The sequence below is a fragment of the Roseateles sp. AC306 genome (assembly GCF_979253795.1).
In genome coordinates this window covers 155452-176945 of sequence record NZ_CEEDEB010000004.1, presented here as the reverse complement: position 1 = coordinate 176945, position 21494 = coordinate 155452, and the positions used below count along the sequence as shown (strand labels likewise).

The window sequence follows — 21494 nt, the reverse complement described above, 5'->3', positions numbered from 1 at the left end:
AGTGGAACGACCGCCAGGCCGTGCGTTGCAAGCTAGGTGACGGCTGCGGCCTGCTCGCGCAGGCGCAGCACGCGGCGCTGCACCTTGCCCGTTGTCGTCATCGGCAGCTCGGCGATGAACTCGATTTCCTTGGGGTATTCGTAGGGCGCCAGTCTTGCCTTGACGTGCGCCTGCAGCGCCTTCACCAGCGCCTCGTCACCGTTGTGGCCCTCCGCCAGCACGACATAGGCCTTCACCAGCGCGCCGCGCTCGGCGTCCGGTTTGGGCACCACGGCTGCGTTGGCGACGGCCGGGTGCTTGAGCAGGCAGTTCTCTATTTCCCCAGGGCCGATGCGGTAGCCGGCGCTCTTGAAGACGTCGTCGGCGCGGCCCTCGTACCAGAGCGTGCCGTCGGCATCGCTGCGCGCCAGGTCGCCGGTGCGGCACCAGCTGTCGTCGGGCGCGCCGGTGAACTTGGCACGCGTCGCGGCGTCGTTGTTCCAGTAGCCGAGGAAGAAGACCGGGTCGGGGTCGCCGTGGCGGTCACGGGCATGCACGGCCACCTCGCCGGTCTCACCCGGCGCGCATTCACGGCCGTCGTCGTCGATGACGGACACGCGGTGGCCCGGGTAGGCGCGCCCCATGCTGCCGGGCTTCGCCGGCCACAGCGCCTGGCAGTTGCCGACGACGTAGTTCATCTCGGTCTGGCCGAACATCTCGTTGACGGGCACGCCCAGGGCGTCGCGGCACCAGCCGAACACCGCGTCGCCCACCGCCTCGCCCGCGCTCATCAGCGCGCGCAGCTTGAGCTTGTCGCGCTGGGGCCTCGGCTCGGCCTTCATCATGGCCTTGAGCGCCGTGGGGAACAGGAAGGCGTGCGTGACGCCGTAGGCTGCCATCAGCTCGAATGCCTTGGCAGCCGAGAAACGCCCCTGGTAGGCCACGATGGGGCGGCCGAAATAGAGCGTGGGCAACAGCGCGTCCATGAGGCCACCGGTCCAGGCCCAGTCGGCCGGGCTCCAGAAGATCGCGTCGCTCGGCTGCTTCGCATCAAAGGGATCGAAGCCCAGCCAGTTCTGGCTGGCGACAAAGCCCGTCAGGTTGCCGATCAGCGCGCGCTGCGGGATCAATGCGCCCTTGGGGTTGCCCGTCGTGCCGCTGGTGTAGATCAGGATGGCCGCGTCACCCGCCTGGGTCGCAACGGGCCTGAAACGCGCCTCCTCCGCCTGCAGGGCCTCCATCCACGGCAGCTCGTCGGCGTCCACCGCGCACTCGCCGACGACGAGGATGCGCCGCAGCGTCGGGCAACGGCCTTTCACTTCGCGCAGCGCCGGCAGTGCCTCACAGGCCGCGATGGCCAGCACCGCGCCGCTGTCCTGCAGGCGGTACTCCAGCGCCTCGGCGCCGAACAGCATGGACAGCGGCATCGCCACCGCGCCGATCTGCTGGATGGCAATGTGGGCCACGGCCGTCTCGAAGCGCTGCGGCAACTGGATGGCGACCCGGTGGCCGCGGCGCACGCCCTGGTTGAGCAGGGCGTTGCTCAGCCGGTTGGCCGCGCGCTGCAGCTGGGCATAGCTGTACTGCGTGCGGCAGCCGCTCTCGCTGTCGAAGTAGATGGCCGTGGCCTTGGGCGTGTCGCGCGCCCAGCGGCCGCAGCAGGCCTCGGCGATGTTGAAGTCGTCCGGCACCTGCCAGCGGAAGGCGGCGTGCAGCTGCTCGTAACGGTCTTGCATGGGCCACCCCCGGTTGGGACAAGGGGGCGGATGCTAGCCAGCGGGGCTCACGCTGGCGTCATGGATTGCCCGGAGCCGACGCCGGGCTGTCAGCCAAAACCTTTACAGCCCCAACCAGGCGGAAGGCGACCACATGCTCGGGCGGTCGCCGTCGCTGTAGCGCTGCAGCGCGTCGCCGGTCAGGCGGCAGATGCGCCATTCGGGCATCACGTCGGCGCCGAGCTTTTGGTAGAAGCGGATGGCGTCCTCGTTCCAGTCGAGCACCGTCCAGTCGAAGCGACCGTAGCCGCGCTCGCAGGCGATCTGCGCGAGGTGCACGAGCAGGCCGCGCCCCAGGCCGCTGCGGCGATGGGCGGGGCGCACGTAGAGGTCTTCCAGGTAGAGCCCAGGCTTGGCCAGGAAGGTTGAAAAGTTCGTATAGAACAGCGCGAAGGCGACCACCTCGCCATTCACCTCGCCGACCATGCACTCGGCAACCGGCGAATCGCCGAAAAGATGGACGTCTAGCTTGTCAGCGGTGACCTCGAGCAGATGCGTCAGGTTCTCGAACTCGGCGAGTTCGCTGATGAGCTGGACGATGATGCTCAGGTCGCGCGGCTCGGCGGCGCGAATGTCGTGGCGGGGTGCGGGCATGGCCCATTGTCGGCGGACGGCCGTGTCCTAAAGTGCGGATATGCCCGATGTCTACACCCCCAGTCGCACGCATCGCGACGAATTTCTGAGCCTGCGCGGCCTGCGCCACCACATCCTGCGCTGGGGCGAGTCGCGCTCGGGACAGCCGCCGTTGGTCATGGTGCATGGCTGGATGGACGTCGGCGCGTCCTTCCAGTTCGTCGTCGATGCGCTGCAGTCCGAACGCGAGATCATTGCGCTGGACTGGCGCGGCTTCGGCCTCAGTGAGGCGCCCGGCACAGACTGCTACTGGTTCCCCGACTACCTCGGCGACCTGGACGCCCTGCTCGACACGTTGAGCCCCGATGCGCCCGTCGACCTGCTCGGCCACAGCATGGGCGGCAACGTGGCCATGAGTTATGCGGGGGTTCGTCCCGCACGGGTACGTCGCCTCGTCAATCTCGAAGGCTTCGGCATGCCCGACGTGGCTCCGGCTGCTGCGCCCGAGCGCCTGACGCGCTGGCTGGACGAGCTGAAGGACCCACCCTCGCTGCGCCCCTACGCCACGCTGACCGACGTGGCCGAGCGCCTGCGCAAGAACAACTCCCGGCTGGCTCATGACAAGGCCGCCTGGCTGGCCAGGCACTGGGCGCGCGAAACAACCGAGGGCTTCCTGCTCAACGCCGACCCCGCCCACAAGCTCGCCAATCCGGTGCTCTACCGCAAGGCCGAGGTGCTGGCCTGCTGGCAGCGCATCGCCGCGCCCACGCTGTGGGTCGAAGGCAGCGACGACCAGCTCAGCCGCTTCTGGGGTGGCCGCTTCCCGCGCGAGGAGTTCGAGGCCCGCCTGGCCGTGGTGCCACGTCTTGCGCGCGCCGTGCTGCAGGACGCCGGCCACATGCTGCACCACGACCAGCCCGAGGCGCTGGCCGCGGTGCTCGAACCGTTCCTGGACAGCCCCTGAAAACCGAGGCGCGCCGCCGGTTCAGGGCCGAGGCTCAGCGGCCTCGCTGACCTCGCTCGCTTCGGCATCCAGCCGCCCCATCGCCCGCGCGTAGACGATGACGATGGCGCAAAAGCCGAGCAGCGCGCCTTGCGACGCCAGCCAGAACGCCAGCGGCCAGCCAAACACCTCGACGCTGAGCTCACGGGCGAAGACCACCGGCACGAAGGCGACAACACCCCAGGCCAGCAGCAGCCAGACCGTCAGGCGGCGCGTGCGGCGCCAGTAATCGTCAGGGGGTGAAACCTTCATGAACCTATTCTGGCCCATGAGAAAATCCGCGTTTTCCCAAGAAGTAGAACGACTGTCATGGACATCGAACACATCAACCAAATTGGCAACTCGTTGGCCGACCTCACAGCGCGTACCGACGCGCTAAGGGGGTATCTTTGACTTCGATCGCAAAGCACTGCGACTGAACGAGGTCAACGCCTCCCTCGAGAACCCGAACGTCTGGAACGACCAGAAGCGCGCCCAGGAACTGGGCAAGGAGAAGCGCACGCTGGAGGCCGTGGTCGACACGATCACGCTGCTGACCAGCTCGCTCGCCGACAACGCCGAGCTGTTCGAGATGAGCCGCGAGGAAGGCGACGAGGCCGGCATGCTGGCCATCGAGGCCGATGCGGCCAACCTGCGCGGGAAGATCGAGGAGCTCGAGTTCCGCCGCATGTTCAACAACCCGGCGGACCCGCTGAACTGCTTCGTCGACATCCAGGCTGGCGCGGGCGGCACCGAGGCCTGCGACTGGGCCGGCATGCTGCTGCGCCAGTACCTGAAGTACTGCGAGCGCAAGGGCTTCAAGACAACGCTGGAAGACGAGACGCCCGGCGACGTGGCCGGCCTGAAGAGCGCGACGATCAAGGTGGAGGGCGAGTACGCCTTCGGCCTGCTGCGCACCGAGACCGGCGTGCACCGCCTGGTGCGCAAGAGCCCCTTCGACAGCTCCGGCGGCCGCCACACGTCGTTCGCGTCGCTGTTCGTCTACCCGGAGGTGGACGACAGCATCGAGATCGACATCAACCCGGCCGACGTGCGCACCGACACCTTCCGCGCCAGCGGCGCCGGTGGCCAGCACATCAACAAGACCGATTCGGCCGTGCGCCTGACGCACATCCCGACCGGCATCGTCGTGCAGTGCCAGGACGGCCGCAGCCAGCACAGCAACCGCGACGTCGCCTGGAAGCGCCTGCGCTCGCGGCTGTACGACCACGAGATGCGCAAGCGTCAGGAAGAGCAGCAGAAGCTGGAAGACACCAAGACCGACGTCGGCTGGGGTCACCAGATCCGCAGTTATGTGCTGGACCAGAGCCGCATCAAGGACCTGCGCACGAACTACGAAACGTCTGCCACGCAGAAGGTGCTGGACGGCGACCTCGATCCGTTCATCACCGAGTCCCTGAAGCAAGGCGTTTGATCGCCAACCCCGAAACGCAGCGCGCCGCCCTCATGGTCGACGCGCTGCGTTTCGATTGAATTCACCGATTCCCAAGGAAGCCCCTCATGCGTGAAGGCACTGCTCCCACGATCCAACGGCTGGACTATCAGCAGCCGGCGTTCTGGATCCGCAAGGTCGACCTGACCTTCGACCTTGACCCGGCCAAGACCCTGGTCACGAGCAAGATGCAGGTCGAGCGCAACCGCGCCGTGCCGCACGGCCCGCTGCGCCTGCATGGCGAGGAATTGAACCTGCTGCGCGTGCTGATCAATGGCGCCGGTGTGTCCTTCCGCCAGGAGGGCGACGAGCTCGTCATTGACAACCCGCCGGACGACGATTTCCTGCTGGAGATCCGCAACACCACCTGCCCCGCCAAGAACACCGCGCTGTCGGGCCTGTACACCTCGGGCGGCAGCTTCTTCACGCAGTGCGAGGCCGAGGGCTTCCGCCGCATCACCTACTTCCTGGACCGCCCGGACGTGATGGCCGTCTACACGGTCACGCTGCGCGCCGACGCCACCAAGTACCCGGTGCTGCTGTCCAACGGCAACCTGACGAGCAGCGGGGCGCTGGACAACGGCCGCCACTTCGCCGTCTGGGCCGACCCCTTCCCCAAGCCCAGCTATCTGTTCGCCGTCGTCGCCGGTGACCTGGTGGCGCGCGAGCAGCGTGTGCGCACCCGCGCCGGCAAGGACCACCTGCTCCAGGTCTATGTGCGCCGTGGCGACTTGGAGAAGACCGAGCATGCGATGAACAGCCTCATCGCCTCCATGGTCTGGGACGAGGCCCGCTTCGGCCTGCCGCTGGACCTGGAGCGCTTCATGGTGGTCGGCGTGTCCGACTTCAACATGGGCGCGATGGAGAACAAGGGGCTGAACATCTTCAACACCAGCGCCCTGCTCGCCTCGCCCGCGACCGCGACGGACGCCGACTTCGCCCGCATCGAGTCCATCGTCGCGCACGAGTATTTCCACAACTGGACCGGCAACCGCGTCACCTGCCGCGACTGGTTCCAGCTGTCGCTGAAGGAAGGCCTGACCGTCTTCCGCGACCAGGAATTCAGCATGGACATGGCCGGCACGCCGTCGGCACGCGCCGTCTGCCGCATCCAGGACGTGCGCCAGCTGCGCGCCAGCCAGTTCCCCGAGGACAGCGGCGCCATGGCCCACCCGGTGCGCCCTGACAGCTACAGCGAAATCAACAACTTCTACACGTCCACCGTCTACGAGAAGGGCGCCGAGGTCGTGCGCATGTACCAGGCGCTGGTCGGCCGCAAGGGCTTCGAGGCGGGCATGAAGCTCTACTTCGAGCGCCACGACGGCCAGGCCGTGACCTGCGACGACTTCGCGGCCGCGATTGCCGACGCCAACCCCGGCTCCGAACTCGCCACCCGCCTGGACACCTTCAAGCGCTGGTACTCGCAGGCCGGCACACCGCGAGTGACCGCCCACGGTGAGCATGACGCCGCCACCCGCACCTACACGCTGCGCCTGTCGCAGCAGACACCCGCGACGCCGGGCCAGGCGACCAAGCAACCGCAGGTCATCCCGGTTGTCATGGGCCTGCTGGACCGCCACGGCCTGGCGCTGCCGCTGGATGCGAACGGCACCACTGAACGGGTGCTCGTGCTCGACCAGGCCGAGCAGACCTTCGTCTTCGACAACATCGACAGCGAGCCCGTGCCCTCGCTGCTGCGGGGCTTCTCGGCACCGGTGGTGCTGAACGACGGCCTGTCCGACGCCGCGCTGCTGGTGCTGATGCGCCATGACAGCGACCCCTTCAACCGCTGGGAAGCCGGCCAGCGCCTGGCGCTGAACCGCATCCTGCACGCGCTGAGGGCCGGCCAGCCGCTGGTGCTGAGCCCCGTCTTCATCGACGCGATGCGCGTCGTGCTCAACCACCCCGACCTGGACCCTGCCTTCAAGGAACTGGCGCTGACGCTGCCGGGCGAGGCCTACATCGCCGAGCAGCTGGACGTCGTCGACCCGCAGGCCATCCACGCCGCCGTGATGGCTGCGCAGCAACAGCTCGCCAGCGCCCTGCGCGATGACTGGGCCGCAGCCTTCGAGGCGCACCAGATCCAGGGTGGCTACACGCCCGATCCGGTCTCCTCCGGCAAGCGCGCGCTGGCCAACCTGGCGCTGTCGATGCTGGTTCTGGACGCACAGGCCACTGGAGACACGGTCTGGCCCGGCAAGGCCTACCAGCGCTTCAAGGACGCGTCCAACATGACCGAGCGCATGGGCGCGCTGGCGGCCCTGGTCAACGCCGGCGCCGAGCTGGCCCAGCCGGCGCTGGAGCGCTTCCACGCGGTGTTCAAGGACGACGCCCTCGTCGTCGACAAGTGGTTTGCGTTGCAGGCCCGCGCGCCGGAGAGCAACGGCCGCGTGTTCGCCCGCGTCAAGTCGCTGATGAAGCACCCCGACTTCACTCTGAAGAACCCCAACCGCGCGCGCAGCCTGCTGGCGGCGCTGTGCATGTTCAACCCGGCCGCCTTCCACCGCAGCGATGCGGCGGGCTATGTGTTCTGGGCCGAGCAGGTGCTGGCCGTGGACGCCATCAACCCGCAACTCGCCAGCCGCATCGCCCGCGCGATGGACCGCTGGGCCCAGCTCGCCGAGCCCTACCGCAGCGCCGCCCGCGAAGCCATTGCCCGCGTGGCCGCCAAGCCCGACCTGTCCTCCGACGTGCGTGAGATCGTCGAACGCGCCCTAGCCTCTGGAAACTAAGCAGTCATGACCCGCCAGACCAGCCTCACCCAATACCTCGTCGAGCAGCAACGCGAGCACGGCCACATCCCGCAGGAGCTGCGCCTGCTGATCGAAGTGGTGGCCCGCGCCTGCAAACGCATCGCCATCTCCGTCAACAAGGGCGCCCTGGGCGAGGTGCTGGGCAGCGCCGGCAGCGAAAACGTGCAGGGCGAGGTACAGAAGAAGCTGGACATCATCGCCAACGAGGTGCTGATCGAGGCCAATGAATGGGGCGGTCACCTGGCGGCCATGGCCAGCGAGGAGATGGACGGCATCTACGTCGTGCCCAACCGCTACCCGCAGGGCGAATACCTGCTGCTGTTCGACCCGCTCGACGGTTCGTCCAACATCGACGTCAACGTGTCCATCGGCACCATCTTCAGCGTGCTGCGCAAGGTGGGCCATTCACGCGGCGTGTCGGAGGAGGACTTCCTGCAACCCGGCAAGCAGCAGGCGGCGGCCGGCTACTGCGTCTACGGCCCGCAAAGCACGCTGGTGCTGACGGTTGGCGACGGCGTGGCCGTCTTCACGCTGGACCGCGAGACCGGCTCCTGGGTGCTGACGCAGGACCAGGTGCGCATTCCCGAGGACACCAAGGAATTCGCGATCAACATGTCCAACCTTCGCCACTGGGCGCCGCCGGTGACGCGCTACATCGAGGAATGCCTGGCCGGCACGACCGGTCCGCGCGGCAAGGACTTCAACATGCGTTGGGTCGCCAGCATGGTGGCCGACGTGCACCGCATCCTGACCCGCGGCGGCGTGTTCCTTTATCCCTGGGACCAGCGCGAGCCCGACAAGCCCGGCAAGCTGCGCCTGCTGTACGAGGCCAACCCGATGGCCTTCCTCGTCGAGCAAGCTGGCGGCGCGGCCGTCAACGGCACCGAGCGCATCATGGATTTGAAGCCCGGCAAGCTGCACGAGCGCGTGGCCGTGGCACTGGGCTCAAAGAACGAAGTCGAGCGCATCGCCAGCTACCACCGGGAAGCCGCTCAAAATTAGTCGCTATAATCTTTGGCTGACTTCACGGTCACGGCCGGCATAGCTCAGTTGGTAGAGCAGCGCATTCGTAATGCGAAGGTCGGGGGTTCGACTCCTCTTGCCGGCACCAGAACAGAAAAGGGCCTGATCGAAAGATCGGGCCCTTCGTCTTTGGGGGTCGTCCCGAATCACGGTGACGCCGGCTAAACAAAGACCTCCAGAATGACCGCATGTCATTCTTCGACCGCCTCCTCGGCCGCCCCACCCTGGAGGGCCTGATTCAAGACGTCACCCGCTGGCTGCAAGGCCAGGGCTGCTCGGACATCCAGGCCTATCCCGAGCGCCTGGAGATCAAGGCCAGCCGGAACGGTGGCGTGCACACCATCTCCTTGACCAACCTGCGTCGCGAATACGAGCAGACGCCACGCGGCGAACGCCAGGCGCTGCTGAACAAGTTCCTGTCCAGCCTGCTGGTGGACCACGCCCTCCCCAGCAGTTACGAGCAGGCCCGACCCAAGCTGATGCCGGTGGTGCGCTCGACCGGTGGCATGGGCATCGCCCGCCAATCCACCCACCTGCCAGACGCGCAGCCGGGCACACAGGCCGCATCGCGGCCGCTGGTGGCCGACGTCGTCGTCGCCCTGGTCATCGACCTCCCCGATTCAATGATGTACGTGCAGGAGCGCTCGCTGACCGACTGGGGCGTCACCTGGGAGCAGGCCCTGCAGGACGCGCTGGACAACCTGCGCGGCCTGCCCGAGCACGGCGGCTGGTCGGAGATTGCGCCGGGCGTCTGGAGCGGCGCCTGGGGCGACACCTACGAAAGCTCACGCCTGCTGCTGCCCGACCTCATCTACCGGCTGGGCATTGCCGACCCGGTCGCCATGGCGCCGTTCCGCAACGCGCTGCTGGTCACCTCGGCCGCCAACGCCGCTGGCGTCGAGCGCCTCGTGCAGATCGCCCATGACGCGCTGGACACGCAGGGCCGCTGGGTCTCGTTCGAACTGCTGCGCCTGCAAGGCACGACATGGGCCCGCGTCGAGTTGCAGGGCGAAGCTGCGGCGCGGCAGGCGCAGATGCTCGTGCGCAGCCAGGCCGAGGACTACGAAGGCCAGCGGCAAGTGCTGGAAGGCCAGCACGAGGCGCAGAACATCGACCTCTTCGTGGCCAGCTACACGCTGATGCAGAAGGAAGGCGGCCCGCTGACGAGCTACTCGGTGTGGTCGGACGGTGTCGACACGCTACTGCCGCAGGCCCAGAGCATCGTGCTGCTCTGCCGAGACGGCGAGGAGACCTGGCACACACGGCTGGCGTGGGCGACGGTGCTGGAACAGTTCGGCCACCTGATGGAGCCCACCGAGCATGTTCCCGCGCGCTACCGGGTCAGGCAGTTCCCAGACCGCGCCGCCCTGCGGGGGCTGGCCGCTTCAGCGTCCCTCGACTAACGCACCCACCGCACGCCACAGCTGCCGGCCGTGGCCAGTCCAGTTCCAGCAAGACGCTGGGTCGTGGCTAAGGCGTTTTCGATTTGCAGGACCGCGTTCATTTGCGGCCTTCGGTCACACGCAGGCCGTGCTGCGTGATGAAGGCGATGGGAACGCCGACATAGAAGATGTGCGCCAGCAGGCCGCTGACGATGTTCCATCCCTGCGGCAGCTTCCAGCCAGGCACGGCAGACAGCGGCACCACGACATAGACCATGGCAACCCAGGTGAGAACGCCGAAGACGCTGCCCCACAGCCAGGGGCGCGCGGCCAGCACGCGCAGCTTCAACGCCGCAGCCAGGAAGATGGCCGCCATGCCCGTGGTCAGCGCAAAGTGGAGCAGCAGGCCCAGCGCGGCCATGCCGATGCCGCCCTGCATGGCCGCCGTGCCGAGCACCCCGCTGGCGATGTACTTCAGGATGCCCTCGGGTGTGGCGCCCTGGGAGGCATAGCTCGCGAACGCCGCGACGATGTCCAGCGCGCCGGATACCAGGCCGGCGACGACGACTGCAACAAGCTTGCGCATGGGGGATTCCAGTCAGATAGCCCGAGACCTTTGTATCTCGGCGCGGCCAACCGCGCATCCCAGGAATCCCCGCTCAGGGCATCAGCCCGAGGTGCCCGGCTCCGACAGGAAGATCTCCACGCGCCGGTTGGCCGCGCGGCCGGCTTCGGTGTCGTTGCTGGCCACCGGCTCGTGCGAGCCGCGCCCCGCGATGCTGATGCGCGAGGACGAGACGCCGCGGGCGCCGAGGTAGTCGCGCACGGCCAGGGCCCGTTCGCGCGACAGCGGGTCGTTGATCTGGTCGCTGCCGGTGCTGTCGGTGTGGCCGACCACGGTCACGCGCACGTTGGCGTCGAGGTTGCGGCCGATCTCGTCCAGCACCGGGCGCATCTGCGGCCTGATGTCGGCGCGGCCGGTGTCGAAGGAGACATCGCTCGGCACGTTGAGCTTGAGGCGGTTGTCGTCGGTGCGTGCCACCTCGACGCCGGTGCCCTGGCTGGCGCGGGCCAGTGCCTCGCGCTTGTCCTCCATGCGCTTGGACCAGAGGTTGCCGGCCACTGCGCCGAGCACGCCGCCGATGGCAGCACTGCGGCCCGTACTGCCGCCGGTCGCGGAGCCGATGACAGCCCCGGCCACGGCGCCGACGCCGGCGCCCTGGGCGGTGCCGCGCTCACGCTCGCTCATGGACGAACAGCCGGCAGTGAAGGCGAGCGCGGCGGCAAGCGCGACGATGCCAACGCGGCGAATGGGGGAAGAAGGGGTGGTGTTCATGCAGGCTCCTGATCGAGATGGCAGTACGGAAAAGGCCGCCGGCCCGGGTGGGCTGCGGCGGCCTTTCGGAGGGCAGGGTCAGATCTTGCGGGTCGTCGCGTGCACGTCCTTGAAGGTTTCCTTGGCGTTGCCAATGGTCTTCTGGGCCTTGCCTTCGATCTGGGTGGCGGCGCCCTTGACCTGCTGATCGGTACTGCCGATGGCTTCGCCCAGCTTGCGCTGCGCCTTGCCGGCGACGTCCTTGACGCTGCCCTTCACTTGATCGCTGTTCATGTGCTGCTCCTATGCGCTTGCCGTCAAGGCGGGATGCCTGGCGGTCTGAATTCAGCGTATGCCCGCACGAAGGCCTGCGGCGCCGGAGCGGGTCGCGTCAGGCGGTGGGTCGAGTCCTACGGCACGTCTCACTGCCGAACGTCCTACGCCACCGCCGGGCGTCGTCCGCTCCCCACGCGCTGCGGCCGAGCCGATGCTTCACCCATCGCCACTTTTTCAGGAGACTCACCATGGGCAAGTATTTCCTAGCCTGGCTGCTCGGCGTTCCGGGCATTGTGTTGCTGCTGGTCTATCTGTTCTTCCGCTAACCACTCAAGTGGCCGTTGCCGCGAGTTGCGCGGCGGCGGCCACTCAGCGTGCGCACCGTCCAGCCGGCGACCGCCGGGCTGGACTGCTCGCGCTGGCTGCCAACCGCGTCACGCTGCGCGCTGCCCGTAGCGACAACGTGGGCAACGCTGCATGGCGCGTGGCGCCCTGCTGACGCGCCACCGCGTCAGGCGACGCGGCGGCGTCGGTCGACCGCCTCGATCTTCAACATCTGCCGGTACTTGGTGACGGTGCGCCGCGCCACCATCAGCCCCTGCTCTGCGAGCTGGCGGGTGATCTCGGCGTCGGACAGCGGCGCCTCGTGTGGCTCCGCCTCGATGATGTCCTTGATCAGCCCGCGGATGGCCGTGCCCGAGCAGGCGCTGCCATTGGCGCTGATCATGGCGCGGCTGAAAAAATACTTCAGCTCCAGCACGCCCACCGGCGTCGCCATGTACTTGTTGTTGGTCACGCGCGAGACGGTGCTCTCGTGGATGCCGACCTCATCGGCAATCTCCTTCAGCCCCAGCGGCTTCATGGCCATGGCCCCGTAGTCCAGGAAGTTCTGCTGCCGCTTCACGATGGCCTCGGCCACGTCCAGGATGGTCGAGAAGCGCTGCTCGACATTGCGCAGCGTCCAGCGTGCCTCCTGCAGATGGGCGCCCAGCTCGGAATTGGCCGGCGTGCGGTGGCGCTGGAAGAGCTTGGCATAGACCTGATTGAGCCTGACCCTGGGCACCACCGCCGGGTTGAGCTGCACCGTCCACTGACCGCGCACCTTCTTCACGATGACGTCTGGCACGACGTAGGGCACATGGGATGAGCCAACGCGCCAGCCCGGCCGCGGGTCGAGGCGGCGGATGCGGTCACAGACGGCTTCGACCTGCGCCGGCGGCTGGCCGAGATGACGCGACAGCCCCGCCACGTCGCGCGATGCCAGCGCGGGCAGGTGCTCGCTGATGATGATGCGGGCCAGCGCGCGGGTTTCGTCGCAGGTGATGGCTGGCAGTTGCAGCAGCAGGCATTCGCCCACGTCACGCGCACCGACGCCGGCGGGGTCCAGCGCCTGCACGCGCTTCAGCGCGATCTGCATCTCCTGCAGGTCGGGCGCCGGGTCCACGCCGGCCACGTCGATCAACTCCTCCAGCGGCGTGCGCAGATAGCCGTCGTCGTCCAGCGATTCAACGATGGCATGCGACAGCAGCAGGTCGCGCTCGGACAGCGGCAGCACATTGAGTTGACCCCGCAGGTGGTCGTTGAGCGAGGTTTCCACGGCCATCAGGTCCAGCGCGCTGAGCTCGCCGTCCTCGCCACGCTTCAGGCCCGAACCGCCGTCGGCGGCCCACAGCTCGCGGTCGCTGTTCATGTCCATTTCCATGTCCATGTCCACCGACGACTCGCGGTCGCCGTCAGCGCCATCGGCAGGGCCTGGCAAGTCGGCATCGGCCGCCAGGCTCGTCGCCTCGGGCGCCGCGTGGGCGGCGCCATCCATCAGGCCGTTGTGCGGGGCCTCGCCGTCCAGCGCGTCGGGCAGTGGCGCCGCGCCGTCGGCACCGTCGCCGTCCTCCACCTCCAGGAAAGGGTTCTTGCCGAGTGTGTCGCGCAGCGTGGCGGCGAAGTCCAGCGAGGACATCTGCAGCAGGCGCACGGCGTGCTGCAGGCGGGGTGACAAGGTCTGCGTTTGTCGGTGCTCGGCACGGATGTCCAGAGAATTCACGGGCGTTCCTCTACTGCTTGGCTGAGGCATTTCGCGCGGTCGTGCCACGCGGTCCAGCTTGGATCTACGCAACCTCCGTGCCGCCGGTGCCCCCTAAGTAGCAAGTCCCTCGGCACCCTTGTCTGCGGGGGTGTTCCGGCGGGCCGGCAGCTTTTGCGAAACGACGGCGCGAAGGATTTACCGATCCCCTTCGGGCGGACACGTCAAATTCGGTAAAGCCTGCATCTGCCGGCGCCGCCATCCGACCAAGGGACAAAGACGCCCAACATCGAGTTACAGGGCGTCGCGGTTGAACTGAGGGTCACTGCGCCTCGATCTGAAGCCTGGGCACGCACCTTGCGTTTCCAGGTCGGCGAGCACACCGCCTCGCCTCAAGGAGACGCCCCATGAAGAACATCCTCATCGCCACCCTGGTCGCCCTGAGCGCGCTCACCACCACCGGTTGCGCCGTCACCAGCGGCCAGACCACCGTAGGCCAGTACGTCGACGACGCCACCGTGGCCACCCGTGTCAAGGCTCGCTTTGCCGAAGACCCGGGCGTCAGCGCCATGCGCATCCAGGTCGAGGCACTCAAGGGCACCGTGCAGCTCGCCGGCTTCGCCACGTCGCAGGCCGAGAAGGACCGCGCTGGGCAGCTTGCCCGGGCCGTGCCTGACGTGAAGGACGTGCGCAACAACATCATCGTGCGCGCCGCCACGAACTGACGTCCGCCGGCCGGCGACCCTGCACGTTTCGATCACCGGCAGGCGTGCAGCTTGCCGGTCTCGCGCCATGCCGCCCTTGCCACATGGCGATACGCTCGCGCCCCAGACGCTGCGCCTGCCCATGCCGGGTGGGCGGCAGCCGCGCCTCTCGATGCCCGTCACCATCCGCTCCCGTCTGCTCTTGCTCGTGCTGGCCGTGCTGCTGCCCGGCATGCTCGGTTTTGGCTGGTTGATCGCCAGCACCTACGCGGCGGAGCGCGAGGCCCACGAGCGATATCTGCGCGACACGGCGCGAGCGCTGTCCATGCTGGTGGACGGCGAACTGTCGCGCCGAGCGACCATCGCCCACGTGCTGTCGCAGTCGCCCGAGCTCGACGGCCCGGCTCCGCTGGAGCAGGACCGGCGCCTGGCTTTCGAGCAGCAGGCGCGCCGCGCCATGCAGGGACTGGGTGGCTGGGTGGAGCTGCGTGCGCCTGGCCGCGTGCTGCTGAGCACGCGATTGCCGGAGGGCAGCAGCAGCGAGGCGCCAGGCCCGGCGACGCTCAGCCCGAAGGCGTTGATGCAGCCGCTGCAGACACCGACCGGTGGCCCCGCCGGCCAGGTGGCGCCCGAGGCCTATGGCGCCTGGGTGGAGCCGGTGCAACGCAACGGTGAACTTCTCTACAACCTGGTCGTCACGGTGCGGCCGTCGGAGCTGCAGCGCGTCGTGCAGACGCAAGCCAACCCGGGCTGGATAGGGACGGTGGTGGACAACGCGGGTCGTGTCGTTGCGCGCCAGCCAGGCGGCAGCGCCTATGCCGGTCGCGTCGTGGGCGACGACATCCGCGCCAGCATGGCCACCGCGCGTGAAGGCAGCTTCCGTTCGGTCTCGCTGGACGGCGTGCCCACTGCCGGCTACTTCAGCACGTCGCCGCTGGGCTGGAGCTATGTCAGCGCCATGCCGCGCGAGGCCTTTGCCGGGCGGCTGCCCGGCGCGGTGGTGCGTCTCGTCGTCGGCGCGCTGGCCCTGCTGGCCCTGGCCGTGGCCGGCGCGATTTGGGTGGCAAGGCGCATCGAGCATCCCATCCGCACCTTGAAGGCCGCCGCGCAGGCCCTGCAGGCCGGCCGGCCGGTGCAGGCTGGCCCGACCGGCATGGTGGAGTGCGACGAAGTCGCGGACGCGCTGGCCGTCGCCGGCCGCAGCATGGCCGGCGCGCAGCAGGAGCTGGAGCACAGCGTGGTCCAGGCCGCTGAACGCACACGGCTGGTGGAGCAACGCGCCGCGCAGAGCCAACGCGTGGAGGCGCTGGGCCGGCTGACGGGCGGCGTGGCGCATGAGTTCAACAACCTGCTGGGCATCATCAGCAACAGCGTCCATCTGGTGCTGCGGCACCCCGCCGCCGGCGAGCTGCAAGGGCCGCTGGGGGCGACGCAGCGGGCCGTGGACAGAGGCAGCCAGCTCACCCAGCACCTGCTGCGCGTCTCGGGCCGGCGCCCCGGCGTGCGCCTGCAGACGCTGTCGCTGACCCGCTACCTGCCCGAGGTGCAGGAGCTGCTGCGCAGCGTGCTGGGCCGGCGCATCGAGGTCCAGGTGAATGTGGCGCCCGACGTCGAGCCCGTGCGCGTGGATGCCAGCGAGCTGGATCTGGCCCTGGTCAACCTCGCGCTCAATGCCCACGACGCCATGCCCTCCGGCGGCGAGCTGCGCCTGCGCGCCAGCATGGCGACGCCGGAGGACCTGGAAGGTTTGCCGCAACTCCTGCCCGGTGAGTACGTGTTGGTGACCCTCGGTGACGACGGCATCGGCATGGACAAGGACCTGGCCGCGCACGCCTTCGAACCCTTCTTCACGACCAAGCCGGTGGGCCAGGGCAGTGGCCTGGGGCTGAGCCAGGTCTACGGCTTTGCGACCCAGTCCGGCGGCACTGCGCGCCTGGCCAGCACGCCGGGCCTGGGCACGACGGTGTCGCTGCTGCTGCCGGTGGCCGGCAATGAAGAGCCAGGCCCGCAGGCGCCGCTGGCGCAGGCGGCCCCGCAGAGCATGAACGGCGCCACCGTGCTGCTCGTCGAGGACGACGAAGCCCTGGGCGACGTGACCGCCGCGCTGCTGAAGGCCCATGGCGCCCGCGTCATGCGGGCCGCGCAGGCCGACGCCGCGCTGCGCCTGCTTGCTGCCGGCGCCAGCATCGACGTCGTGCTGAGCGATATCGTCATGCCCGGCACGATGGACGGCGTGGGGCTGGCCCGGCGCCTGCGCGAGCAACGGCCCGGGCTGCCCGTGGTGCTGATCAGCGGCTTCACGAACCGGCCGATGGCCGAGGGCGAGTTCACCCTGCTGCGCAAGCCCTGCGCACCGACCGAACTGCTGGCGGCGCTGCAGGCCGCGCTGGCCGTGTCCCGGTCGGCAAAGCTGCCTTAGCGGCAAGGGCAAGGCGGGCACGCCACCTGCCAATGAGTGGGTCTGCGTGCTGAGCTTGCTGACTGCAGCGAAGCGCCTTTTCCACCTCCTGAAAGGACCTTGCCATGAGCAACGACGACATCATCGACACGCTGAACGACCTCATCGAAACCAGCAAGGACGGCGAGTACGGTTTCCGCACGTCGGCCGAATACCTGAAGGACGCGACGCTGAAGCAGAGCTTCACGAGGCGCGCCGAGGAATGCCGCCAGGCGGCTGCCGAGCTGCAGCAACTGGTGGTGAGCCTGGGTGGCGACGCCGAGGACAGCGGCACGGCTGCCGGCGCACTGCACCGCGGCTGGGTGGCCGTGAAGGGCACGCTGGCCGGCTACACCGACAAGGCCATCCTGGAAGAGACCGAGCGCGGCGAGGACAGCGCGCTGGCGTCGTATCGCAAGGCGCTGGACGAAGCCCTGCCGCCAGACGTGCGCGTGGTTGTCGAACGCCAGTACGAGGGTGTGAAGCGCAACCACCTGCAGGTGCGTACGCTGCGGGACGCTGCACGCGAGGCCGTTTAAGCCCCTCGCCCAGTCTTGCCTGCTGAACGCGGGCAAGACTGGTCGGTCCCCCAGGGGGACGGCGATGCATGCGGCATCGAGCCGCATGCACATCGCCAACCGGGCCGGCTTGGGAGCGGCCCGGCGTTCGGCCGAATTACAAGCGCCGAGCGGTGAAACGGCGGAGCAGCTCAGCGAGGCTCGGCAGGTTTGTCCTGGCGACGCCTCGCGAGCAAACCTTCCAGCAACGGCAGGCCGAACGTGAGGATGCTGGCCGCCGTGGCGGGATTGAGCCGGTCGCGCCAGCGCCCGGGCAACATGGGCCAGGCATGGCTGAGCAGGCGCGTCCAGGGTATGCCGGCCAGCAGCGCAAACATTGCCGGCCGCGCCATGCCTGCTGAGGCGCGAGCGCCTGGCTGCTGCTGTGACGCATGTGCCCTTGGGGTTTTGCGCGACGGCCATGCCAGCACGATCACCGCCACCGCGGCGGTCAGCAGGGCGGGCTGAAGAAACCGGCCCGGCCGCGTGGCGGTGTGAACCTGCTCACCAAAGGCCGACACGTCGCGACGCAGCCTGGCTTGGCGGGCTATAAGCCGCTGTTCAGCCAGCAGGATGCGGACATCGATATCGGCCTCGGCCTCGATCTCAGCGTTGGACAACAGCGGAGCGTTCATCGGCCGGTTCTTCCTGGCGAGGGTTGGGCGACACCATCAGGTGGCGTCGCGTGGCGGGCAGTTGCAGGCGCGGCAGCAGCTTGCGGACACGACCGACTGCGGCTGCGATGACGAGCCCGTTGATGCCGACGGTCAGCAGCAGCGCCGCCAGCAGCGGCAGGCCGGCCTGCTGCACCAGCACGGAGATCAGCGCAGCCCACAGGGCAAACCAGACCGTCACGCCGAGGATGGCGATGGCCACCGTCAGCACGACGATCTGCACCAGCGACTGCGCCGCGCGGTGCAGCTCCAGCGTCAGCAGCTCGACCCGGTCGCTGACCAGGCCTGGCAGCTCGCGCGCCAGGCCCTTCAGCTGTTGAAGCAGCGAGTCCGGGGGCGTGCTTTCGCCGGCGCCGCCCGGGCTGGGCATACCCGGTGGCACGGGCGTATCGGGCATGGAAGCGGCATCGGACAAGGCGACGCCTCAACGCGTGAGTCGGGCGATCACGACGCCGACGGCCAGCGCGGTGGCAATGGCGGTCAGCGGGTTGTCGCGCACGGTGGAGCGCAGCGTCTCGGTCCACTCGTCGCCCAGCTCGCGAGCGTCATGGGCCTTCTGGGTGATCGCCTCGCTGGCCGCGTGCACGCCGTCCTGCACGCGCTGCACGGCAGGGCCGGCGGTGCCAGCCAGGCGGTCGATGGCCTGGTGGGCGCTCTGCACGACGCGGTTCAGCGCATCGTGACCGGCGGCAGCCCCCTTGTCGACGGCGTCGTCGGCCTTGGTCGCGATGTCATTGACGGTCGCCGTGGCCGGCGCGGCGGGCGTGGCGGGCGATGCGGATGAAGTCGGGAAAGGCGTGGTGGTGGCCATGGTGATCCTCGGAAAAAGGTTGAACGAAAGAGATGAACAGACACACGAGGCAAACGGTGTGCCGCCCCCCTCAAATGGCGCCGACGCTGCCCGTCACCGGCAGCACGATGCCGGTGATGTAGCCCGCGCAGACCGGTGAGGCCAGGAAGACGTAGGCCGGCGACAGTTCCTCGGGCTGGGCCGCGCGCTTCATGTCAGTGCTCTTGCCGAACTCCGCGACCTTGTCGGCCGGCGAGTCGGCCGGGTTCAGCGGCGTCCACACCGGCCCCGGCGCAACGGCGTTGACGCGGATGCCGCGTTCCAGCAACTGGCTGGCGAGGGCCTTGGTCATCGCATGGATGGCGCCCTTGGTGGCGGAGTAATCCACCAGGTGAGGGCTGCCGCGGAGGCCGGTCACCGAGCCGGTGTTGATGATGGAGGCGCCGTTCTTCAGATGCGGCAGGGCCGCGCGCGCCATGCGCAGGTAGCCGCCGATGTTGGTGTCGAGCGTCTCGTGGATGCGCTCGTCGTCGAGGTCCTCCAGCGATTGCGCATGCTCCTGGAAGACGGCGTTGTTGACGAGTACATCCAGCTTGCCGAAGCGCGCGACGACCTGGGCCACGGCACTGTCGCACCAGGCGCTGCTTTTGACGTCGCCCTGCAGCAGCAGGCATTGCCGGCCTTCGGCCTCGATGCAGCGGCGGGTTTCCTCGGCGTCCTCGACGGAGGAATGGAAAGCCACGGCAACGTCGGCCCCTTCACGGGCGAACAGCACGGCCACGGCGCGGCCGATGCCGGAGTCGGCGCCGGTGATCAGGGCGACGAAGTCCTGCAACTTGCCGCTGCCTTTGTAATCGGGCGCCATGAAGCGCGGCGCCAGTTCCAGCTCGGCCTCGCGGCCGGGCTTCTCCACGTGCTGGGCGGGCAGGGTCTCGGGCCGCTCGCGCGCGCCGGCCTGCACGGCGCCGCCTTCGTTTTCCTTCGACGGCTGCTCGGCGTCGGCTTGATCCTGGCGCTGCTGGATGCGGCGCTGGGTCTTGAGGGTGTCATCGTCAGTGCTCATGGCTGGCCTTTCATGTCAGCGTTGCGGTAAGAAACGCCGCTGCGTCACCCGGCTGGGCGTCGCGCCTCGGCGGCCTCGCTTTCCTTGCCGGACGGCGTCTGGGCATCCAGCCCGCGGTCGGGGGACTCGGCCACCTGGGGCACGTCGCCCGGGCGCGCGATGAGCTCCTCGATGATGAAGTGGCCGTAGTGCTGGGCGCGCTCCGCGCCTTCGCGTTCAGCCACTCGGGCGATCTGCGCGGCCTGCTCGTCGCCGGTGGCATAGACCACCAGCCAGTGGAAACCGCGCTCGGCCAGCACGCGATGGGCCAGGATGAGGTTCATCTCCTGGCCGATGGCCGCGATGGGGCTGGCATTGGCGATGTCGGCGTCGATCTGGCGCAGCATCTCGCGGTCGCTGTAGCGGCGGACGGCACCGGCGCGCAGCCCCAGCTGTTCCAACGCTGCAGCGGCCTTGTCGGCGCTGGCCGCGTCCGGCATCGAGATGACCACATGGCCCACCGGCTTGAAGACACCAAAGCTCTGTTGTGCGTCGTCGGACATGGCGGTCCCTTTGTTCTGAGTTGCTGGAACCCCGACACGGCAAACGCGGTGCCAAGGCAAAAACCGTGTGCCGGGCACACCAGTTGCCTGAACAAACGGTTCGCCCTGGAGCCCGCCATGTCCGATCGCCGCACCGTCCTCTACGTTGAAGACCATCCCGTCAACGCGCTGCTGATGGCGGCCCTGTTCGAACGCTGTCCCCAGCTTGAACTGGTGATCGCCACGAACGGCGCGGAGGGCCTTCGCATGGCGGCCGACCTGCGCCCCGCGCTGCTGCTGCTGGACCTGGGCCTGCCCGACTGCCACGGCAGCCAGCTGCTGGGCCGGCTGCGTGCGCTGCCCGGGCTGGAGACGGTACCGGCCGTGGCCGTGACGGCCGATGCGCTGTTTGACATCAAGGGCACGAGCTTCTGCGAGCTGTGGTCCAAGCCGCTGAACCTCGTGCATGTGCTGGCCCGCTTGAGCGCGCTGACCGGCCTGCCGCCCACGCCGCTGCGGTCGCTGCGCGAATCACAGGTGCTGCAATCGCAATTCGGCGCATTGGCCTGAGCGCATCGGCGCCTGACGGCCTGCACTTGAACCACACCTTGTCCGACACCTCGGCACCCCTGGCCCGCACTACCGTGCAGATGTCCGCCGTGCCGCCGGGTATGGCTGAGGCGGGCGGCCTTGCAACCCACTTCAGGAGTCAGACATGAGAAAGATCGTTTCCCAAATCGCCGGTGCCGTGGCCGTCGTGTCGGCAGCCACTTTTGCCTTCGCCCAGACCAATGACCAGAACGTCACCGGCGAGAACCGTTCGGCACAGCCGCGCACGGCGACGCCCGCCGGCGACTTGAAGTCCAACAGCACGGACAGCCGCTTCGGTCCTGGTGGCAACAACGGCAGCGTCTACACCCCCGCCATCCGCTCGACGGACATCAAGGCGGGCAACGTCAGCAACGTCGAAGACCCCGTCGCCACCAAGGCCCCGGTGGCGACGCCCGCAGCCCCTGTGGCGCCCGCCGTGACGACGGCCATGCCGGAACCGGCGCCAGCTGATCCCGCACCGGTTGTCGCGGCCACGCCCGAGCCGATGCCTGCGCCGGCCGCACCCGCGACCGACACCTACGACCGCCCCGCGCGCGCCGACCGCAACTGAGCGTTGCCCAGCCAAGGCAATGGCCACCGCGAGGTGGCCATTTTTGCGTCCGGGC

22 protein-coding genes and 1 tRNA gene are annotated in these 21494 nt (G+C 68.6%); 11 read left to right on the top strand and 12 right to left on the bottom strand.

Annotation, left to right across the window (positions count from 1 at the left end; translation table 11 throughout):
- Positions 1-32 precede the first annotated feature (32 nt).
- Together AC0IZJ_RS11245 and AC0IZJ_RS11240 are read right to left on the bottom strand one after the other, a co-directional pair.
- Positions 33-1715, bottom strand: coding sequence for an acyl-CoA synthetase (locus AC0IZJ_RS11245; protein WP_471849635.1), 1683 nt, complete (start codon positions 1713-1715; stop codon positions 33-35).
- A 102-nt stretch (positions 1716-1817) separates the two neighbouring features.
- A complete protein-coding gene (locus tag AC0IZJ_RS11240) occupies positions 1818-2348 on the bottom strand; it encodes a GNAT family N-acetyltransferase (RefSeq protein WP_471849633.1) in 531 nt (176 codons plus the stop codon).
- A gap of 40 nt (positions 2349-2388) precedes the next feature.
- Between AC0IZJ_RS11240 and AC0IZJ_RS11235 the strand changes: the two genes are divergently transcribed.
- On the top strand, positions 2389-3291 hold the full coding sequence (locus AC0IZJ_RS11235; RefSeq protein WP_471849631.1) for an alpha/beta fold hydrolase: 903 nt from the start codon (positions 2389-2391) through the stop codon (positions 3289-3291).
- 21 nt (positions 3292-3312) lie between these two features.
- Here the strand turns inward: AC0IZJ_RS11235 and AC0IZJ_RS11230 are convergent, their stop codons facing one another.
- The gene (locus tag AC0IZJ_RS11230) at positions 3313-3582 is read right to left on the bottom strand and encodes a DUF4212 domain-containing protein (RefSeq protein ID WP_471849629.1); all 270 of its coding nucleotides are present in this window, start codon (positions 3580-3582) and stop codon (positions 3313-3315) included.
- Positions 3583-3639: 57 nt separating this feature from the next.
- On the opposite strand from AC0IZJ_RS11230, the gene prfB reads away from it, so the two are divergent.
- The 5 genes from prfB to AC0IZJ_RS11205 all read left to right on the top strand — a co-directional run bounded on the left by prfB (position 3640) and on the right by AC0IZJ_RS11205 (position 9941).
- A protein-coding gene (gene prfB / locus AC0IZJ_RS11225) for a peptide chain release factor 2 (RefSeq protein WP_471849627.1) occupies positions 3640-4744 on the top strand; the annotation gives its coding sequence in 2 pieces (ribosomal slippage) (positions 3640-3720 and positions 3722-4744; 1104 coding nt in all).
- An 86-nt stretch (positions 4745-4830) separates the two neighbouring features.
- Complete coding sequence (gene pepN, locus AC0IZJ_RS11220; RefSeq protein ID WP_471849625.1) at positions 4831-7494, top strand: aminopeptidase N; 2664 nt, start codon at positions 4831-4833, stop codon at positions 7492-7494.
- Positions 7495-7500: 6 nt separating this feature from the next.
- Entirely contained in the window at positions 7501-8517 is a 1017-nt protein-coding gene (locus AC0IZJ_RS11215; protein ID WP_471849623.1) for a class 1 fructose-bisphosphatase, read from the top strand.
- A gap of 33 nt (positions 8518-8550) precedes the next feature.
- Positions 8551-8626: transfer RNA gene (locus AC0IZJ_RS11210), tRNA-Thr, on the top strand.
- Positions 8627-8726: 100 nt separating this feature from the next.
- Positions 8727-9941 (top strand): DUF1444 domain-containing protein, encoded by a 1215-nt coding sequence (locus tag AC0IZJ_RS11205; protein WP_471849621.1) that lies wholly within the window; start codon positions 8727-8729, stop codon positions 9939-9941.
- A gap of 97 nt (positions 9942-10038) precedes the next feature.
- On the opposite strand, the gene AC0IZJ_RS11200 is transcribed toward AC0IZJ_RS11205, so the two are convergent.
- The 4 genes from AC0IZJ_RS11200 to rpoN form a co-directional block, all read right to left on the bottom strand.
- On the bottom strand, positions 10039-10506 hold the full coding sequence (locus AC0IZJ_RS11200; protein ID WP_471849619.1) for a hypothetical protein: 468 nt from the start codon (positions 10504-10506) through the stop codon (positions 10039-10041).
- 81 nt (positions 10507-10587) lie between these two features.
- Positions 10588-11256 (bottom strand): YiaD family glycine zipper/OmpA-like lipoprotein, encoded by a 669-nt coding sequence (locus tag AC0IZJ_RS11195; RefSeq protein WP_471849617.1) that lies wholly within the window; start codon positions 11254-11256, stop codon positions 10588-10590.
- Between the two features lie 78 nt (positions 11257-11334).
- The gene (locus AC0IZJ_RS11190) at positions 11335-11529 is read right to left on the bottom strand and encodes a CsbD family protein (RefSeq protein ID WP_471849615.1); all 195 of its coding nucleotides are present in this window, start codon (positions 11527-11529) and stop codon (positions 11335-11337) included.
- A 493-nt stretch (positions 11530-12022) separates the two neighbouring features.
- On the bottom strand, positions 12023-13552 hold the full coding sequence (gene rpoN, locus AC0IZJ_RS11185; RefSeq protein ID WP_471849613.1) for an RNA polymerase factor sigma-54: 1530 nt from the start codon (positions 13550-13552) through the stop codon (positions 12023-12025).
- A gap of 386 nt (positions 13553-13938) precedes the next feature.
- Between rpoN and AC0IZJ_RS11180 the strand changes: the two genes are divergently transcribed.
- The 3 genes from AC0IZJ_RS11180 (at position 13939) to AC0IZJ_RS11170 (ending at position 17211) form a co-directional block, all read left to right on the top strand.
- Positions 13939-14256, top strand: a complete 318-nt coding sequence (locus tag AC0IZJ_RS11180) for a BON domain-containing protein (protein WP_471849611.1) — start codon at positions 13939-13941, stop codon at positions 14254-14256.
- 67 nt (positions 14257-14323) lie between these two features.
- A complete protein-coding gene (locus tag AC0IZJ_RS11175) occupies positions 14324-16654 on the top strand; it encodes a response regulator (protein ID WP_471849609.1) in 2331 nt (776 codons plus the stop codon).
- Positions 16655-16758: 104 nt separating this feature from the next.
- Positions 16759-17211, top strand: a complete 453-nt coding sequence (locus tag AC0IZJ_RS11170) for a PA2169 family four-helix-bundle protein (protein WP_471849607.1) — start codon at positions 16759-16761, stop codon at positions 17209-17211.
- 170 nt (positions 17212-17381) lie between these two features.
- Here AC0IZJ_RS11170 and AC0IZJ_RS11165 read toward each other — a convergent pair whose 3' ends face one another.
- The 5 genes from AC0IZJ_RS11165 to AC0IZJ_RS11145 form a co-directional block, all read right to left on the bottom strand.
- Positions 17382-17864 carry a hypothetical protein gene (locus AC0IZJ_RS11165; protein ID WP_471849605.1) on the bottom strand — a complete coding sequence of 161 codons (483 nt, stop codon included), beginning with the start codon at positions 17862-17864 and terminating at the stop codon, positions 17382-17384.
- Entirely contained in the window at positions 17836-18300 is a 465-nt protein-coding gene (locus tag AC0IZJ_RS11160; RefSeq protein ID WP_471849602.1) for a phage holin family protein, read from the bottom strand. Before AC0IZJ_RS11160 ends, AC0IZJ_RS11165 begins: the two co-directional genes overlap by 29 nt.
- Before the next feature lie 27 nt (positions 18301-18327).
- Positions 18328-18714: a DUF883 family protein gene (locus tag AC0IZJ_RS11155; RefSeq protein WP_471849600.1), complete on the bottom strand. Its 387-nt coding sequence runs from the start codon at positions 18712-18714 to the stop codon at positions 18328-18330.
- Between the two features lie 70 nt (positions 18715-18784).
- Positions 18785-19756, bottom strand: coding sequence for an SDR family oxidoreductase (locus AC0IZJ_RS11150; protein WP_471849598.1), 972 nt, complete (start codon positions 19754-19756; stop codon positions 18785-18787).
- A gap of 44 nt (positions 19757-19800) precedes the next feature.
- Complete coding sequence (locus AC0IZJ_RS11145; RefSeq protein WP_471849596.1) at positions 19801-20298, bottom strand: hypothetical protein; 498 nt, start codon at positions 20296-20298, stop codon at positions 19801-19803.
- Between the two features lie 117 nt (positions 20299-20415).
- Between AC0IZJ_RS11145 and AC0IZJ_RS11140 the strand changes: the two genes are divergently transcribed.
- Positions 20416-20847 (top strand): response regulator, encoded by a 432-nt coding sequence (locus AC0IZJ_RS11140; protein WP_471849594.1) that lies wholly within the window; start codon positions 20416-20418, stop codon positions 20845-20847.
- Positions 20848-20992: 145 nt separating this feature from the next.
- Positions 20993-21439 (top strand): hypothetical protein, encoded by a 447-nt coding sequence (locus AC0IZJ_RS11135; RefSeq protein ID WP_471849592.1) that lies wholly within the window; start codon positions 20993-20995, stop codon positions 21437-21439.
- Positions 21440-21494 lie beyond the last annotated feature (55 nt).